Annotated in this window: 17 protein-coding genes; 4 read left to right on the plus strand and 13 right to left on the minus strand. The window is 68.8% G+C overall.

Features of this window, described 5'->3' with window-relative positions; genetic code table 11:
• Positions 1 to 32 precede the first annotated feature (32 nt).
• From GS4_RS03740 to GS4_RS03775, 8 genes are all read right to left on the minus strand, one after another.
• Entirely contained in the window at positions 33 to 1,109 is a 1,077-nt protein-coding gene (locus tag GS4_RS03740; protein WP_007617648.1) for a sulfate/molybdate ABC transporter ATP-binding protein, read from the minus strand.
• Positions 1,106 to 1,918 carry an ABC transporter permease gene (locus tag GS4_RS03745; RefSeq protein ID WP_007617649.1) on the minus strand — a complete coding sequence of 271 codons (813 nt, stop codon included), beginning with the start codon at positions 1,916 to 1,918 and terminating at the stop codon, positions 1,106 to 1,108. Before GS4_RS03745 ends, GS4_RS03740 begins: the two co-directional genes overlap by 4 nt.
• On the minus strand, positions 1,915 to 2,703 hold the full coding sequence (gene modA / locus GS4_RS03750) for a molybdate ABC transporter substrate-binding protein (protein ID WP_007617650.1): 789 nt from the start codon (positions 2,701 to 2,703) through the stop codon (positions 1,915 to 1,917). Before modA ends, GS4_RS03745 begins: the two co-directional genes overlap by 4 nt.
• Complete coding sequence (locus tag GS4_RS03755; protein WP_007617651.1) at positions 2,700 to 3,101, minus strand: TOBE domain-containing protein; 402 nt, start codon at positions 3,099 to 3,101, stop codon at positions 2,700 to 2,702. Before GS4_RS03755 ends, modA begins: the two co-directional genes overlap by 4 nt.
• 250 nt (positions 3,102 to 3,351) lie before the next feature.
• Positions 3,352 to 4,257: an NAD(P)-dependent oxidoreductase gene (locus GS4_RS03760; RefSeq protein ID WP_040509420.1), complete on the minus strand. Its 906-nt coding sequence runs from the start codon at positions 4,255 to 4,257 to the stop codon at positions 3,352 to 3,354.
• A gap of 177 nt (positions 4,258 to 4,434) precedes the next feature.
• Positions 4,435 to 5,451: an alcohol dehydrogenase catalytic domain-containing protein gene (locus tag GS4_RS03765; RefSeq protein WP_007617653.1), complete on the minus strand. Its 1,017-nt coding sequence runs from the start codon at positions 5,449 to 5,451 to the stop codon at positions 4,435 to 4,437.
• 62 nt (positions 5,452 to 5,513) lie between these two features.
• A complete protein-coding gene (locus GS4_RS03770) occupies positions 5,514 to 5,891 on the minus strand; it encodes a MerR family transcriptional regulator (RefSeq protein ID WP_007617654.1) in 378 nt (125 codons plus the stop codon).
• A 170-nt stretch (positions 5,892 to 6,061) separates the two neighbouring features.
• A complete protein-coding gene (locus GS4_RS03775; protein ID WP_007617665.1) occupies positions 6,062 to 7,207 on the minus strand; it encodes an acid phosphatase in 1,146 nt (381 codons plus the stop codon).
• A 190-nt stretch (positions 7,208 to 7,397) separates the two neighbouring features.
• Here GS4_RS03775 and idi point away from each other — a divergent pair, with 190 nt between their 5' ends.
• The 3 genes from idi (at position 7,398) to crtI (ending at position 10,514) form a co-directional block, all read left to right on the plus strand.
• Positions 7,398 to 7,934, plus strand: a complete 537-nt coding sequence (idi, locus tag GS4_RS03780) for an isopentenyl-diphosphate Delta-isomerase (protein WP_007617667.1) — start codon at positions 7,398 to 7,400, stop codon at positions 7,932 to 7,934.
• 100 nt (positions 7,935 to 8,034) lie between these two features.
• The gene (locus GS4_RS03785) at positions 8,035 to 8,949 is read left to right on the plus strand and encodes a phytoene/squalene synthase family protein (RefSeq protein ID WP_007617668.1); all 915 of its coding nucleotides are present in this window, start codon (positions 8,035 to 8,037) and stop codon (positions 8,947 to 8,949) included.
• Positions 8,946 to 10,514: a phytoene desaturase family protein gene (crtI, locus tag GS4_RS03790; protein ID WP_007617670.1), complete on the plus strand. Its 1,569-nt coding sequence runs from the start codon at positions 8,946 to 8,948 to the stop codon at positions 10,512 to 10,514. Before GS4_RS03785 ends, crtI begins: the two co-directional genes overlap by 4 nt.
• Before the next feature lie 12 nt (positions 10,515 to 10,526).
• Here the strand turns inward: crtI and GS4_RS03795 are convergent, their stop codons facing one another.
• Positions 10,527 to 11,720 (minus strand): ROK family transcriptional regulator, encoded by a 1,194-nt coding sequence (locus GS4_RS03795; RefSeq protein WP_174343991.1) that lies wholly within the window; start codon positions 11,718 to 11,720, stop codon positions 10,527 to 10,529.
• A 43-nt stretch (positions 11,721 to 11,763) separates the two neighbouring features.
• On the opposite strand from GS4_RS03795, the gene GS4_RS03800 reads away from it, so the two are divergent.
• On the plus strand, positions 11,764 to 12,948 hold the full coding sequence (locus GS4_RS03800) for an MFS transporter (protein WP_040509423.1): 1,185 nt from the start codon (positions 11,764 to 11,766) through the stop codon (positions 12,946 to 12,948).
• Between the two features lie 85 nt (positions 12,949 to 13,033).
• Here GS4_RS03800 and GS4_RS03805 read toward each other — a convergent pair whose 3' ends face one another.
• The 4 genes from GS4_RS03805 to GS4_RS03820 are packed head-to-tail and all read right to left on the minus strand — an operon-like array spanning position 13,034 to position 17,229.
• Positions 13,034 to 14,521: a phytoene desaturase family protein gene (locus GS4_RS03805; protein WP_007617676.1), complete on the minus strand. Its 1,488-nt coding sequence runs from the start codon at positions 14,519 to 14,521 to the stop codon at positions 13,034 to 13,036.
• Positions 14,518 to 15,651 carry a glycosyltransferase family 2 protein gene (locus tag GS4_RS03810; RefSeq protein WP_007617678.1) on the minus strand — a complete coding sequence of 378 codons (1,134 nt, stop codon included), beginning with the start codon at positions 15,649 to 15,651 and terminating at the stop codon, positions 14,518 to 14,520. Before GS4_RS03810 ends, GS4_RS03805 begins: the two co-directional genes overlap by 4 nt.
• Positions 15,638 to 16,525 carry a carotenoid biosynthesis protein gene (locus GS4_RS03815; RefSeq protein WP_083862632.1) on the minus strand — a complete coding sequence of 296 codons (888 nt, stop codon included), beginning with the start codon at positions 16,523 to 16,525 and terminating at the stop codon, positions 15,638 to 15,640. The genes GS4_RS03810 and GS4_RS03815 overlap by 14 nt, the downstream gene beginning before the upstream one ends.
• Positions 16,525 to 17,229, minus strand: a complete 705-nt coding sequence (locus GS4_RS03820; protein WP_007617682.1) for a hypothetical protein — start codon at positions 17,227 to 17,229, stop codon at positions 16,525 to 16,527. Before GS4_RS03820 ends, GS4_RS03815 begins: the two co-directional genes overlap by 1 nt.
• Between the last annotated feature and the right edge of the window lie 12 nt (positions 17,230 to 17,241).

Here is a 17,241-nt window from a genome sequence, read left to right on the forward strand (position 1 = left end):
CCCACTGCGCTGCGCCGGCAGGGTCTCCCCGATCAGTGGACCCGCACCGCGCTCGCCTTGACCGCCAGGTGGACATGGTCGCCGACGGACAGGCCGAGGTCGGTGAAGCTCCCTCGGGTGATCTCGGCTCCGACGATGTGCTGACCCACGGTCGCCCGCAGTAGGAGTCGGCCGCCGTGCGGTATCACCTGGGTGATGGTGGCCGCGTGGATGTTCCGGAAGCTGGAATCGGTCGGCGGTGTCGTGAACACGGCCACCGCCTCGGGGCTGAACACCGCGGTGGCATCGTCTCCGGCCGACAGATCCGGCGACGCGTCCCCCACGAAGCCCGTCGCGTCGGATGCGGTGAGAACAGTCCCGTCCCAGGTGCCGGCAACGATGTTCAGGCCGGCGAGACCTGCGGTGAAGACGTTCGACGGGCGGCTCAGCACTCGTTCGACGGAGCCACTGTCCACCACCTGACCGGAGTCGAGAACCATCGCCTCGTCGGCCAGGCTCACGATGTCGACCACGTCGTGGGTCACGATCGCGGTGATGCGGGATCGGTCGGACAACAGCTCGCGGAGAAGCGTGCGGAGCCGTCCGGCGACGTCGACGTCGAGCGCTCGAAACGGTTCGTCCAGCAACAGGATTCGCGGCTCCGCGGCGAGTGCGCGGGCGATCGCGACACGTTGCGCCTGACCGCCCGACAGTTGGTGGGGGCGTCGATCGGCGAGGTCGGCGACTTCGGTGGCGGTGAGCCATCGGTCGACCCGTCGGCGCACCTCGGCGCGCGGAAGATGTTGCGACGACGGCGCAAAGGCGACATTGGCCGCCACCGACAGGTGCGGGAAGAGTCGGGCATCCTGGGAGAGCAGTGCGACACCCCGACGATGCGTGGGCACGAGAGTGTGCCCGTCGCTGAGGATCTCGCCGTCGACGCTGATCCGCGCCGTGCGCGCCGCGAGAAGTCCGGCGACCACCTTGAGCAGGGTCGTCTTGCCCGCACCGTTGGGACCGATGATCGCGGTGGTGCTCCCGGAGGCGAAGGTATGGGCGAGATGGAGGCGTGGCACGGTGTTCTCGACCTCCACCGACAGTCCGCCCGGCGCGGTGTCTGCCGCGGTCACAGCGCACCCTGACCGGTTCGGCTGCTGCGGCGCGTGTGAACGGCGACCACCACGATCAGCGACACCGCCACCAGCACCAGCGACAGTGGGATGGCGGCTTGGGGATCGTCGATCTCGGCAACGTAGATCGCGAGTGGCGCGGTCTGGGTGATGCCCGGCGCATTGCCCGCGAAGGTGACGGTGGCGCCGAATTCGCCCATCGCCCTGGCGAAGGACAGGACCACGCCCGCCAGGAGGGAGGGAACGATCAGGGGCAGCGTCACCCGCCACAGGGTCCGGGATGGTCCGGCGCCGAGAGTCGCCGCGACCTCCTCGTACCGTGTACCGGCCACGCGCAGCGAACCTTCGACGCTGATCACCAGGAACGGGAGTGCGACGAAGGTCTGTGCGAGGATCACGGCTGTCGTGGTGAACGCGATGTCGACGCCGGCCGTGCGCAGGTGTTCTCCCACGAGGCCGAGACGTCCGAACGTGTACAGCAGGGCGATGCCGCCGACGACCGGGGGCAGGACCAAGGGCAACAGGACCAGCGAACGGAGCACGCGCGTGAGCACCCCGTCGTGTCGAGCGAACGTCACCGCCATCGGTACCCCCAACACGATGCACAGCAGTGTGCTGACCGCGGCGGTCTGCAGCGACAGGACGAGGGCCTGTCGCGACGCCTCGGAGGTGACCTGCTCGACGAAGGTGTCCCATGGTGTCCGCAGGATCAGTCCGACCGGGGGCAGGACGATGAGCGCGACCCCGAGTGCGGCGGGCAGGTAGAGCCAGACCGGTACGCGACCGGTCCCGAAGAGTCTGCGGATCAAGGCTTCCCGAAGCCGGCGTCGGCCAGGATCTGTTGTCCGGCCGGACCGAGCACGGCATCGACGAACTGCTTGGCCACAGCCTCGTCGGCCCCGCCGCGCACGGTGGCGATGGGGTACTTGTTCACCACTGCGGCAAACGCCGGGTCCACCACGGTGGTGACCTTGTCGCCGGCCCCCTTGGCATCGGTGACGTAGACGAGTCCGGCATCGGCCTGCCCGGAGGTCACCTTGGTGAGGACCGCGGTCACCGACTGCTCCTCCGATGCGGCGCGGATGGTGGTCCCGGTGTTCTTCTCCACCTGGTCGGTGGCGTTGCCGCAGGGCTGTGCCGACTGGCAGACGACGGTGGTGACATCCGCCTTGTTCAGGTCGGCGACCGACCGGATGCCCTTCGGGTTACCGGGCGCGGTGACGATGACCAGTGTGTTGGTGGCGAAGATCTTCGGGTCGACGGCTCGGTCACCGAGCTTGGTCATGTTCTTCTCGTCGGCACTCGCGAAGACGGATGCCGGGGCGCCCTGCTTGATCTGGTTGACCAGCGTCGACGATCCGTCGAAGGAGAGCTTGACCGTCACGCCGGGGTTGTCCCGCTCGAAGGCGTCGGCGATCGCGGTGAACGTCTTCTTCAGTGATGCGGCCGCGGAGACGTTGAGATCCGTCGATGTCGGGACGCCACCGGACGTCGGGGACGGGCTGGAGGACGACCCCGACGACTGGTCGGAGCTCGAGCACCCGGCCAGCACGAGGAGGGCGGTGGCCGCGCCGGCGGCGAGGATCTTCTTCACAGGTCGTCTCGCTTCGTCTCGACGATCACGGTGGTGGACTTCACCACCGCGGTGGCCACCGAACCCGGCGCGAGCCGGAGTTCGCGGGCCGAATCCGCACTCATCAGCGACGTGACCTCGAACGGTCCGCACTGCATCCGCACCTGGGCCATGACCCCGTCGACGGTGACGTCGGTGACGAGGCCGGCGAATCGATTACGCGCCGATCGCAGCACGCCGTCATCGTCGGGTGGGGCGACCGCGCGTTCGCGGGCCAGGGCGGCCAGCTGTGCGCCGTCGACCGTCGATGCGCCGGCGTCGCTGGACGCCGCCAGTCGACCGGAGGAGATCCAGCGTCGAACGGTGTCGTCGCTGACGCCGAGCAGGTCGGCAGCATCGCGGATGCGGATCGCGGTCATGGCCGCGTCCTCCCGAGTTCGCCGCATCTGAGCATCTGCTGAGCGTACTCCTCCGCAGATGCGGCGGCAGTAGTCCGATCCTCAGCCCGTCGATCGTGCGCTCGGATTCGTTGACCGTGCGCTGTCGGCGGGGCATCGCGCACCCGGCTGGGTACGAGATCTGTACGGGCGCCGGTCGCGGACGACGATATGTCGTCGGCCGCGTGCTGGGGTACAGACTTCGTCCTGCCGAGCGTGCCCGACGATCCGCTCAGGCGGGCACGCCTTCTGGTTGCGGGTCCCGGATGCCCTCGATGATCGCGGTCCAGTTGGCGGACCCGTGGCCGTCGGCGATCGCGCGCGCATAGTGCCGTGCCACCGCCGCGGGGTAGCCGGTGTCGATGCCGGCCGCCTCGCTCGCCTGCACGATGTGGTCGGCGGTCGCGCCCATCATGGTCGCGGTGCTCAGATGTCCGGGATGGAGGTCGGCGTCGATGAGCGCCCCGACCTCCTCCGGACCGCCGTCGCCCACCATCGCCGGGATCGCACCGACGAACGGCAATGCGTCGACGAGGAAGTCCCGTGCCGAGATCCCCGCCGAGCCGACCAGCGCGGTAGCGTGCATCAGACTCGACAACGTGCCCAGGAAGATGTCCAGGTGTGCTTGGTACATCAATTGCGCCAGACCGGGATCGGAGCCGAGGTAGCGCGCCCTGCCGAGTACCTCGAGGACGTCGCGGATGGCTTCGAATGTCTCTCCCGGACCGCTGAAGTAGATGTAGGCGAGATCCGTGCCGACCATCGGAGCGGGGACCATGACCCCGCCGGTCACGAAGTTCGCGCCGTGATCGGTCGCCCATCGGGCCGCCTCGCGGGTCCGCTCGGGACTGTCCGAGCTCAGGTTGACCAGCGTCTTTCCCGCGAGTCCGGCGGTCGCGTCGCCCAGGATGTCGTACATGGCCTGGTAGTCGGTGAGGCTGAGGATGATCACGTCGCCTGCGGCGACGGCCTCCGCGGGGGTGTCCGCGAGGGTCGCGCCGGCGGCGACCACCTGGTCGGCCCTGGCCGCGGTGCGGTTCCACACCGTCACCGACCGTCCGTCGGACAGCAGTGCTGATGTCATCGCCTGCCCCATGGGGCCGAGTCCGATGAGCGTGATCGTCTGTGATGCGGTCATTGTCTTCTCCGGTAGCGAGTGGTGTGCCGTCGGGAAGAATGCTTCCGCGTCGGTGGCGCCGGCGGAAGAACGCACTATTTCGTCAGGTACCCACTTTACGGTCAGGTGGGTAGGTGCCGACTGCGCGTACCGGCGTTCAGCCAGTGCCGCACAACCGTTCTCGGACAACAGCCAGTCCTACTTGCCCGTGTACCACGGGTCCAGCGCGTGCTTGCCGCTCGTGGCTCCTGCCTCGAGACGTGCCAGGACCTCGGGACCGGCCGTCAGCGGATGCACCTCGGGAGTGCCCGGTGGGTACACGCCCGCGCCGATGAGGGTGGTGAGTTCGGACATCACGGTCGCGAACTTGGTGGGGCGATGGTGGGCAAACGACCCGATGTGCAACCCCGACACCGAGATCGGGTGGGTGAACACCAGGTCGTCGACGGTGACCGAGGCGGGGCCGGATGCTGATCCGAAGACGACGATGCGTCCTCGATAGGGCGTGGTCACCGACAAGCTGGCCGAGAGGGTGGCCCGACCGACCGATTCCAGCACCACGTCCACGGAGTCGGCGTGTCGGCGGATCTCGGCGGCGAGATCCGCACTGCGTGAATCGATCAACGCGAACACATTCCCGGGGACGCGGTCGTGCTTGTCGGGAGATGCACTGGCGATGACCCGCGCGCCGAGGTGGGCGGCGAGACGGACCGCTGCGCTACCGACTCCACCGGCGGCGGCGTGGATCAGGACCACGTCACCGGGCGAGACGTCGGCGATGCGGAGTGCCGCCAGTGCTGTACCCCAGTTGAGGACCATGCCCAGAGACTGGGCCGACGACCAACCGCTCGGCACCCGGGTGGACTGACTCGCCGGCAGAGTGGCGTACTGCACGAAAGCCCCGACACCGGTACCCATCACGCGGTCACCGACGTGGACGTCCGTCACGTCGGTTCCGAGGGCGACGACCGTTCCGGCTGCTTCGAATCCGGCGACGTAGGGAGGTGTCGGACCGCCACCGTAGGCCCCGCGGGTCTGCATGGTGTCGGCGAAGTTCACTCCGGCTGCCTCGACTCGCACCAGGACCTCGCCGACGCCGGGGCGGGGCGTCGGGACTTCTGCGAGCCGCATGTCGGTCGGGCCGTCTGTCGACGACTGGACGAGTGCCGTCATGATCGTGGGAAGCGGGTCGGTGCGCTGCATTTCGTCGGACATAGGCGTGACGCTACGAACCTGCCACCGGTGTCAGGTCAAGTGTTGCTCGCGACGCTCTGCTGTCAGCGCGCTGGCTCGATGATCGGGCCCGGCGGTGTGAGCAGCTCACGCAGGGCGTCCCGACGCAGTGTGAGTTCGTCGATGCTCCGCGTCAGCGCTCCGACGTGGTCTTCGATCTCACGTCGGAGGTCCGGTTCGGTCGGGTCCAGGATCGCGTCACGAATCGGGCGCGTCCCTTTGTCGGAGAGTCGGCGGATCAGGCGGATGGGCAACCCGTGGCCGAGGAGCCCACGGATGACGACCACATCGTCGATGGTGGTGCGGCAGTAGTCGCGATGACCGTTGGCGCATCGGCCGGGAGTTATCAGCCCTTCGGCTTCGTAGTGCCGCAGTGACCGAACGCTGGAGCCGGTCATCCGTGCGGCGTCACCGATCTGCATGGTCGGGTCAACAGCCGTGCGACCGGGACTCTTCCCGGTAGGCCATCCGTGGCACCGAGCGCGGCGCCAGCGGCAGGCCGAGTCGATAATCGACGCGGCCTCGCTGTGACACCGCGGCTGTGACACCGAAGCTGTGACACTGCACGGCCACGAGTCGGTGCCGACCCGACCTACGGTCTCGCGGCGTATGCGGCGGCGAGGTCGATCCGCACCCATCCGCCGTTCGGGCCCGCGAGATCGAGCGGGTATCCGGACCGGATCGCGGTGCGCCGGAGGATGTCCAGGCGCTGGGCGTCGGTGAGTCGCGGGAAGCGACTACGGAGCAGCGCAGCAGCCGACGGTGGGATCGAGTTCTTCAGGCCCGGTCGCAGGACATCGAAGCCGTAGGTGAGGTCGGTGCGGTGCGAGGTCACCGCCTGCTGCGTGGTCAGGTACTGCCGATCCCGGGAGATGAACGTCGACAACGGTTCTCCGACAGCGGCGGTCAGTTGACTACGGAGCTGCACACCGGCGGCGTCGATGAGGCGCGCGAATGCCGGGTCGTTCAGGCGTGCGGCGATGATGTCCTGCGCCATGATCCGACCACCCATCACATCGAGTGGGTAGTGGACCCCGAGCACGATCCGGCTGCGGCCGATGTCGCCGGCGCGGGCGATGATCTGCGGCCCGAGCTCGGGCAGCCAGTACGCCAGCAGCGCGGCCTTCCAGTAGCCCATGTTGGTGTGGCCCGACGGGTACGACCCGCTGTTCACCAGTTCCGCGTACAGGTGTCCGCCCGGACGGTCGGAGCGCGTGATGGACCGCGGTGCGACGACGAACGGACGGGGATTGTCGTAGATCTCCTTCTCGATCAACGTCGTGCCGAGCGGGAGGCCGGCACGGGCGGTGTCTCCGGCGGCGAGCGCCGAGACCTTCGGCATCTTGCCCGATGCGAGCAGTCCACGGAAGGCGGCGCCGAGCCGATCGCCCAGTGCCGACGACAGCGAGACCAGTCGGTCGTCGTAGTTGATGGCGATGGCGTCGGCGCGCTGCGCGGGGGTCGCCGACGCGTTGATCTGCTGCACCGTCCGCAGGTTCTTCGCGATGACGCCGGGGTGGTTGCGGCGGAGGTCGTCGAACCCGTCGAGCACCGGGACGTAGGTGCCGGTCGGTGGCACGTCGGAGGCGTAGGGCCCGACCAGTTCGGCAGCTGTGAAGCCGGCCGGTGCGGTCGCCGTCGGGGCGGCGGACGCAGGTGCCGCGGACACGAGCGCCGCGACCGTGAGGAGGATGGTCAGGACGGAGGCTGTCGCGGAGCGCACCCGCAGAGTCGTCACGGGAGGAACTCTTCCGTGCCGGGCCGGGCTGCGCAAGATGTCCGTTTCGAGACCGACGCCGAGCGGGTACGGGCTGGATGAACGGCAGATGACGATTGCTGCTGGAATCGGTGCGGGCCATCTGATCGGACCGTCGGGGACGAACACCCGTCGACGACTGTCGAGAGCCGGACACGAGAGAACGAGGACGATGAGCGACGACCTGGTGGTGCTCGCCGACGCCGATGGGCGTCCGTGTGGGACCGCGGACCGGTTGACGGTGCACACCACCGACACCCCGCTGCACTTCGCGTTCTCATGTCACGTCGTCGAGCAGGGACGGATCCTGATGACGCGCCGCGCGCTCGGCAAGCGGACCTGGCCGGGCGTGTGGACCAACTCGTACTGCGGTCATCCACGCCCGGGTGAAGCGGTCGAGGACGCCGTCCGTCGATACGCCCGCCGAGAGCTCGGGTTCGACGTGGCGGACCTGCGGTGCGTGCTGCTCGACTTCCGCTATCGGGCCGTCGATGCATCGGGCGTTGTCGAGAACGAGATCTGCCCGGTGTTCGTCGCGCGCCCCGTCGGTGATCCCGTGCCCGATCCCGAAGAGGTGGCCGAGCACGTGTGGGCCGACGTCGAGGATGTGTGGAAGATGGTGGAACGCACGCCATGGGCGGTGAGTCCGTGGTTCAGCGACCAGGTGGCATCGATGCCGGGACCCGATCCCTATCGCGCCGATGGCTGAACCCATCCACTCGGCTGCGATGCGTCGAACCGTGGAGGACGGGCAATCCTGTGCGGGGTCACCACGAGCAGCGACGGTATCGAGGACGAGGAGTCGACGGATGGTCAACACATCGGGCCGCCTCGACAGCCTGCGACCGTACTTGCGCTACGACGCGGTCGCCGATGCCAGTGCGGCCTTGGTCATCAACTCCTACTCGTCGTCCTTCGGGCTCGCGACGCGACTGCTCGGTCACTCGGTGCGGGTCGACGTCCACAACATCTACGCACTCGTCCGGGTGGCCGACGAGGTGGTGGACGCTCCGCGACCCGGCCACGACGTCGCCGAACGACGGCGTGAACTCGACCTCCTCGAGGAGGAGACGTACCGAGCGCTCCGCACCGGAGCCAGTGCGAATCTCGTCGTGCACGCATTCGCCCGGACCGCGCGGCGAACCCTGATCGGCGAGGAACTCATCACGCCGTTCTTCGCCTCGATGCGCATGGATCTCGACCGCGCACAGCACGACGCCGACAGCCTGGCCGCGTACATCTACGGATCCGCCGAGGTCGTCGGTCTGATGTGCCTGCGGGCCTTCCTCGCCGCCGAACCCGCGCGCGAGTTCCGATACACCGAGCTGTCCGCCGGCGCTCGACATCTGGGCGCTGCGTTCCAGAAGATCAACTTCCTGCGCGATGTCGGGGACGACTCGGAGGGCCTCGGCCGCGACTATCTCGTCGGTCGACGTGTCGACGATCCCGCCGAGATCACCTGGCAGCACTGGATCGCCGACATCGACGACGATCTCGCTGCGGCCGCCGCGATGATCCCATCGCTCCCTCGTCGGAGTCGGGTCGCGGTGTGTGCGGCCCACGACCTGTTCGCCGAGCTCACCGATCGGTTGCGCGCATCCACCCCGTCACGGGCGCGCGCCTTCCGGGTCCGGGTACCCACGCCGATGAAGCTCCGGATCGTGGCGGCAGCGGCACGCCGGCGCGGACGGCCGATACGTCGCGGTGCGGAGGGACAGCGATGAGCCGCGATCGGGTGGTGGTGATCGGTGGTGGAGTGGCCGGGCTGGCGACTGCCGCATTGCTGGCCGCCGATGGCCACGATGTCGAACTCGTCGAGAAGAACGCCGAACTCGGCGGACGCGCCGGATCCTGGGAGCGCGACGGCTTCCGATTCGACACCGGACCGTCGTGGTGGCTGATGCCCGAGGTCTTCGACCACTTCTTCGCGATGCTCGGAACCTCGACGACCGAACAGGTCGATCTCGTCCGCCTCGAGCCCGGCTATCGGGTGTTCTACGGTCCGGACGAGTCGCCCATCGACATCGAGAGCGACGAGACGCGGAGCCGAGCCGTGTTCGACGGTGTCGAGCCGGGAGCCGGTGACGCACTGGGTCGCTACCTCGAGTCGGGCCGTCTCGCCTATGACATCGCGGTGGATCGCTTCCTCTACACCAACTTCGACTCCCCGCGGGCGTTCCTGAACCCGGACGTCCTCCGCCATGCCCCCACTCTCGCGAAGCTGCTGGCCCGTTCGCTGCAGTCCTTTGTCGCCGAACGTTTCACCGACCGCCGACTGCGTCAGATCCTCGGCTATCCCGCGGTGTTCCTCGGGTCGTCACCGGATCGGACGCCGGCCATGTACCACCTGATGAGTTCGCTGGACCTCGCCGAGGGGGTCCGCTACCCCGACGGTGGTTTCACCACCTTCGTCGACGCACTGGTACGGGTCGCACGCGCGAAAGGTGTTCGTATTCGTACGGATACGACCGCGACCGCGATAGTCACCCGACGCCGGCGCGGCATCCGACGTCGTTCGGCGATCGCGGGTGTACGAATCCGGTCCGGCGACGGGACCGAGCGCAGCCTGCCGGCCGACGTGGTGGTCGGCGCCGCCGACCTGCATCACATCGAGACCAGACTCCTACCGATACGTGAACAGACCTTTCCCCAGCGCTTCTGGGATCGTGCGACGTCCGGCCCGGGAGCGGTGCTGGTACTCCTCGGTGTCCGCGGCACCCTGCCGCAACTGGCGCACCACTCGCTGTTCTTCACCGAGGACTGGACCACCAATTTCGACGCCATCTTCGAACATCCCACACGTGTGCCCGTTCCCGCCTCGCTGTACGTCTGCCGGCCCTCGGCGACCGACTCGTCGGTGGCCCCGGCTGGACACGAAAACCTCTTCGTACTCGTACCGATGCCGGCGGACCCACGTATCGGACGCGGAGGTGTCGACGGGGCGGGGGATGCAGCGGTCGAACAGATCGCCGATCGCGCGATCGAGATGGTCGCGGAGTGGGCGGGCATCGAGGATCTCGGCGAGCGGATCATGGTGCGCCGCACCATCGGTCCCGACGACTTCGTGACAGACGTGAACTCGTGGTCGGGTGGTGCGCTCGGACCCGCACACACCCTGCGACAGAGCGCGTTTCTCCGGGCGGGTAACCGCTCTCGAAAGGTCGACGGATTGTTCTATGCCGGGTCGAGCACCCGCCCGGGTATCGGACTGCCGATGTGCCTGATCAGTGCGGAGCTGATCAGCAAGCGGCTCAAGGGGGATCGGTCGGCAGGTCCGACGCCGGTCTGAGTCCCCACCTGCTCAGCGGTCCAGCCATCCGGCGAGTCCGTCGATGGTCGTGACCAGGTCGATACCGTTCAGCGCGGCACCGCGCAGCGGCCCGTCCTCGCCCAGCGTTCCGTCCATGATCGGCGGTGGCGCCGCCTTGCGGAACGACATGAGGCCGGATTCGTATGCAGCGAGGAATCGTTCGGGCTCGGCGGCGCGCAGCGGGGCGGCCAGTCCGCCGAGGGTGACCACCTCGGGATCGTGCATGTTCACCAGCCCGGCGATGCCCCGACCGAGGGATGCGGCGACGTCGGCGAGGGCCGACTGCGTGGCGGGGTTCCGGTCCGACTGAGCGAGAACCCGGTATGCGTAGCTACGTGGATCGTCGGGGTCGGGGTCACCGAGGCGGGCGGCGAGGGTTCGGCCGTCGACGGTGAGGTCCCAGCATCCGTATGCGCCGCAGGGACATCGGCGGGTCAGATCGCCGAACGGCATGTGTCCGTACTCGCCTGCGCTGCCGCGAGCCCCTCGAGCGGGGACGCCGTCGACGATCAGTGCGCCGCCGATACCGACCGTGATGATCAGATGCAGCACCGGCGACACGCCCGTCGCGGTCCCGATCCGGGCCTCGGCCAGACCCGCCAGGGTGGCGTCGTTGTCGACGAGCAGCGGGAGGTCGATGCCGGGAGGCAGGTCGGCGGTGAGGGCCGACAGGTCGACGTCCATCCAACCGCGCCTTGTGAACTGCACTAGCCGCTGGTCGCTGACGGTGCCGGCAACCGACACCGAGATCGCACGCACACGGTCGGGAGAGGATCCGTGCACCGCGGCGATCGCACCCGCCATGGCGGCGAGTACCTCCTGCGGGTCGGAGCCCAGCCGTGGGGTGTCGACGTGGACCGTGGGATCGCCGTCGAGAGCCGCGGTGGCGACGCGCCATCCGGTGGGGCTCAGTTCGACGGCGATCACCAGCGGGCCGTCCGGGTGAGGGCGGAGCACGGTGGTCGGGCGACCGCGGCCACGCGCCGGGGCCGGGGTCTCGTCCAGCAATTCATCGCGTCGCATGCGCTTCATCAGACCCGTGGCGGCACCACTGCCCATGCCCAGTTCCTGGGCGGCCTCCGCACGGGTGATCTCGGGACGGGTGCGGACGAGATCGATCAGCCGCGCGGCACTGTGCAGACCTGCCGTGGCAGGCCCCTGGGTCGGGACGGACACGAGCGCCATCATCCCATTTGAATAAACTCTTCGTCTGAGTATATTGGCCCGTATGGCTGTCACCACCTCTGTTGCACCGAGCGCGTCCGGCGTTCGCGGCACGATGCCCGCGCTCCTCGCGCTGGGCCTCGCGTCGTTTCTCGCGGTGACGACCGAGATGCTCCCGGTCGGTCTGTTGCCGGCGCTGGGGGAGGCGTTCGGGACGAGTGAGTCGCGGACGGGTGCGTTGGTCACCGTCTACGCGGCGATGGTCGCGATCTTCTCCGTCCCGCTGACCGTGGCGACGCGGCGGGTGGCCCGCAAGCCGCTGATCGTGACCACGGTCTCGGCGTACCTGGTGAGCAACGTGATGATCGCGCTCGCGCCGACGTTTGCCGTGGTCGCCGGCGGTCGCGTTGTCGGTGGGCTCGCGCACGCCCTCTTCTTCTCCGTCTGCATCGGTTACGTGCCGAAGGTCGTCGAGTCGGGCTCGGTCGGCCGTGGCCTCGCGATCGTCGCCGGCGGATCGACTGCCGGGTTCGTCCTGGGAGTCCCGTTGTCGACGACGTTGGGGTCATTGATCGGATGGCGTGGCGCCTTCCTGACGCTGGCCGTGGTGGCCGCAGCCGTGGTGGTCCTGGTGGCAAGGCACCTGCCCGCGGTCGCCGGTGCCATCGGTGTCCGGCCCGCGCGGGCGCCGGGAACGCGGGGTGACCTCGCGACCGTGGTCACGGCCAACATGTTGACCTTCGTCGGGCAGTACACGCTGTACACCTACGTCAGCGTGATCCTGGTGACCGCAGGCGCAGCCCAGGGGTGGATAGGTCCGCTGCTCCTGGTCTGCGGTGTCTGTGGGCTGTTCGGGCTGCTGCTCACCGGTCGATCGATCGACCGTCGGCAGCGCACGGTGGTGCTGACGGTGATCGCGCTCCTGGTCGCGGCGATGGTCGGCGTCGGTATGTCGATGCCATGGCTCGCCGTGGTCGTGGTCGCGGTCGCCGTGTGGTGCGGCGTCTTCGGCGGTGTGCCGGCGATGTTCCAGACCGCGGCCGTCCGCACGATGGCCGATGCCCCCGAGATCGCCGGCGCGTGGATCAACTCGACGGCCAACATCGGCATCGCGGTCGGCGCCCTCATCGGCGGTGGGGTGCTCTCGACATCGGCCGGCCTCCCCGCTGTCGCGGGGGTCGGTGCGGCGCTCGCCGCGACCGGATTCGTCGTCGTGCTGGTCGGGACCCGGGCCTTCCCCCGTGCCTGACCGACTCTGCGAGCCTCCGTCTGCGAGCGAGACCGGATCGCATCGGGGAGTCGTGTGTGCGGGTGACACCCGCCTACGGCCGGATTCAGGCCGGACCGATCAATCCGCTGGTGATGCGCGCCGACAACAGTACCAGCGGCAGACCGCCGCCCGGATGCGCCGATCCGCCGACCAGGAAGAGTCCCGGGACCGGAGATGCATTGCGGGGCCGCAGGAATGCTGCCTGCGCCCCATTGGACGACGATCCGTAGATCGAACCACCAGGGGTGAGGGTGCGTCGCTGGAGGTCGGCGGGCGAGATGATCTCGCGGAATCGGATCGAACCTCGCACATCGGCTCCGCGGTCGGCCATCAGATCCACCAGGTGGTCGGCGTACGACGGCACCAATCCCGGCTCATCCCAGTCCATTCCGCGGCCCGGCGCGTGCGGCGGTGCGTTCACCAGTACGAACCACGCGGCAGATCTCGGCGTCGGCACGACGGTCGGGTCGTCTGGTGCGCAGATGTACACGGTGGGTCGCTCGACCGGGCGTGGCGGACCGCGCAACCCGAAGACGGCGTCGAACTCGGCGTCGTAGTCCTCGGCGAACAGCACCTGATGGTGTGGCAGTCGGGGCGCGTCGTCGACGGCCAGCATCATCGCGAACCCCGACAGCGAGGGAGTGCTGCGCTCGATCCGACGACGTACACGTCGGGCGATCCGACCATCGACGAGATGGCTGTACACCTGGCGCGCATCGGCATTCGCGACGACGACGTCTGCCGAGATCTCGTCGCCTCCGGCGAGCGTGACGCCGCGGACCGCCCCGGAGCGCGTGGTGCTGATCCCATCGACTGCGACCCCGAGTTCCACTTGACCGCCGAGGTCGACGAACCGGTCGCGGAGTGCCGCCGCGATCTCCCACAGTCCCCCGTGCACGTACCAGGAACCCCAGGCCTGCTCGGTCCACGGGACGGAAGCGAGGGCCGCGGGGGCCCGTCGCGGGTCGGAGCCGGTATAGGTCGCATAGCGGTCGAGCAGTTGTCGCAACCGTGGATCGTGCAGGTACCGGTTGCCGATCGCGCGCAGACTCGACCACGGAGCGATCGTGGTCACCTGAGACGGCGTGCGCAGACCCCGGACCATCGTGCGCAGCCCCATCGGTGATTCCAGGAACGGTTCGTGCGTCACGTCCCAGATCGACTGTGCACGTTCGAGGAACGCCATCCACTGCGCACCCGTCCCGACACCGAGTGCGGCGTCGACGGCGCCGGGGACGTCGACGAGGTCGCCGGGCATGTCGAGTTCGACACCGTCGGGGAAGCGGTAGTGCGCGGCGGTGCGAAGTCGTACCAGGGACAGGGCATCGTGCACGGACGCACCCGTTGATGCGAAGGTCTCCTCGAGGATGTGGGGCATCGTCACCAGGGACGGTCCGGTATCGAATCGGAAGCCCTCCCGGTCGATCACACCGAGCTTGCCGCCGACCTCGTCTGCCTGTTCCAGGATCAGGACGTCGTGTCCTGAGGCCTGCAGTCGCATCGCCGCGGCGAGCCCGCCGACGCCTGCACCGATGACCACGATCCGGCTCATCCGGTCACCTCCACCGGTCGGCCCTTCCATCGGAGGGTGCCACGGCGTCGCGCGACGATCGAATCCGCCGTCAGGGCCGCGAATGCGACGATCGACGCCGGGTGCGCTGCGACGTCGGGCCAGATCCGACCGCCGGTCCGGCGTGCGGCGACCGTCCTCGACAACACACCTGCCAGGTAGCCCACGAAGCCGACGCGCGAGCCGGTCAGCATCGCCGCGAACGGGACGACATAGGCGAGCAGCAGCACGGTCACCACCGCGCACGTGTCCCCGGTCGACCCGAATGCCGACCACAGCGACTTGCGGTAGCCGGCGCGGACCTCTGCCCAACCCTCGTACATGCGGCAGGTGGCGAGGTGGCTGCCGTCGACGACCACCCCTCGCCCACCGACACGCTTCACGGCCCGTAGCAGTGCGATGTCCTCGAGCACCTCCGCACTCACCGCCGCGTGGCCACCGCTGCGTCGGTAGACCCCGGCGTCGATGACGAGGAACTGGCCGTTCGCGGCGGAGAGCGACGGTCGCGGCGAACGCTCGGCGAGCAGCAACGGCAGCGTGCTCAGCCACGACCACTGCAGCAGCGGTTGTACCAACCGTTCGCCGACGCCGACGGTCTCCTGACGCGGGTACGGACTCACGAGTGAGAGGTCGAGTGCTCGGAGAGACGCGACCGAGGCGACGAACGCCGTCGGTTCCAGGCGCACATCGGCGTCGACGAAGATCAGTGTGCCGTCGTGAAAAGCGGCGCGCGACAACTGATGACACGCCCACGACTTACCCAGCCACCCCGCGGGCGGACTGGTGCCGCTGATCACCGAGACACGCGGGTCGGCATGGGCGACACGATCGAGCACCGCGCGGGTGCCGTCCTGGGAGTCGTCGTCCAGCAGGACGATCCGGACCTCACCCGGCCAACGGTCCGCGGCCGCGGTGATACCTGCCAGACACCCAGCGGCATGGGTCAACTCGTCACGCATCGGCACCAGTACCGACAGCGGCTCCGGTGCCGGCGGCGCGTCAGGATCGGGTCGCCTCAGACGGATCGCGTTGTCGACGGTCAGTCCGAGCGACACGATCGCGAGGGCGGACCCGAGGCCGACCACGCGATGCCGGAGATCAGCGACGTGCATCGGCGACCTGTCGGACCAGCACCACCACCAGCGGAATCGCGATCGCCCCCATCAGTATTCCGCCGGTGAGGGCGACCGGAGGGCGGCCGAAGAACGCGAGGTGCGCGAGCACCGACGAGAAGTACGTCCACAGGTAGATCGCGATCGGCAGGCAATCACCCCCGGTACGGGATTCGGTGGTCGCCGCTCGGGCCCCACCGATCACCCGATCCAGAATCGCCATCATCACGAACGACACGACCAGCCACCCGGCGAAGTTGGTGAGCGGGATGCCGGACACGCCCGGCAGCGACGGCGTCGGATACCGCCACTCCCAGTTGCCTTGATCCACCATCTGCGGATCGAGGAAGACATCCCAGGCCGTCAGCGCGCACGCGCCGACAATGGAGGTCGTGAGGCGACCATGGGAGCCGGCCAGGCGGCGCGCGACCACGAGTGCGGGCCACGCCATCATGATCCAGGCCATCGAGACCAGCACGGGTACGCCAAGGATCGTGAGACCGAGGCCGTCCGTGTAGTCGTATGTGCCGAAGGGGAAGCCCGTGCGGATGCCGACCGCCTCCGCGACGAGGCCGCCTCCGCCGACCACGACGACCACGGCCGAGGCCGACAGGTATCCCCGTGTCACGATCACATGGGTCAGCGTGGCGGCCGTCAGCAGCGACACGCTGGCCACGGTCAGTGCGAGATTGCCGCCGCCGGTCAGCGGGAACGCGATCTGCACCCCGACGGTGGCGAGGAACAACGTCCACGCGAGTGTGATCCCGGTCCGACCCCACCGATCTCGCCGTGGTGGGCGGCGATCGACGGCGGGGAGCGGGCCGGTGTGGGCCCCGAATCCGCGGGAGACGGGATGGAGATCATGGCCCCGCATCACGCCGGCCGCCCTCGATACGTCCCTTCGACGCCGGTGACCGCCAGCCGGGTGAACATCTCCTCGGCGTACCACCGTCGCTGAGTCGTGTCCCGGATCGCGCCTCGGTGAGCCGTTGTGCGATAAGCGAAGTCGGCCAAGGCATCCGCCGAGTCCCAGACCGAGAAGGTGCCCTGCACACCGATCGGGAACTCGCCGACACCCAGCGCCAGTCGGACCCCGTCTGCATGCCCCAGAGCAGCAGCCACCGGCGGTACGGCGCGCCAGAAGGACAGCATCCGTGTCGGTCGTAGACGAGCCCTGGTCAGCGCGGCCACCGGCCCGGGCCAGGAGGTCGCGGACCCATGAGAGTCCACATCCGTGAAGGGATCCACACCCGACCACGTGCCGCGAGAGCGAATAGGGCGCATGGAGATCCGGAGTTCCTCGCTGCTGGCCGATCGCCACTGCCGCACGGCGTGGGCGTCTTTGCCCGCGCGGGCCGCGGCGTCGTCCTCCCACACGGTGAGAGCGGCCCAGTGTCGAGCGTCGGCGCCGGCGAGCGTGAAGCTGTCGCCCGATGCGGTACCGAGCAGTTTCGCGAAGCGGACGCCGGGTGTCCGTGCCAGTGCGCGTCGGCCGGTCGCCATCCGACCGAGGGCGGTGGCGACACGATCCACGCCCCAGACTCGCAACTCCACGACCGGCCCGGCTGTGCTCGTCACGACGAACCGTCC

Source organism: Gordonia soli NBRC 108243 (genome assembly GCF_000334455.1).
Classification (GTDB): Bacteria; Actinomycetota; Actinomycetes; order Mycobacteriales; family Mycobacteriaceae; genus Gordonia; species Gordonia soli.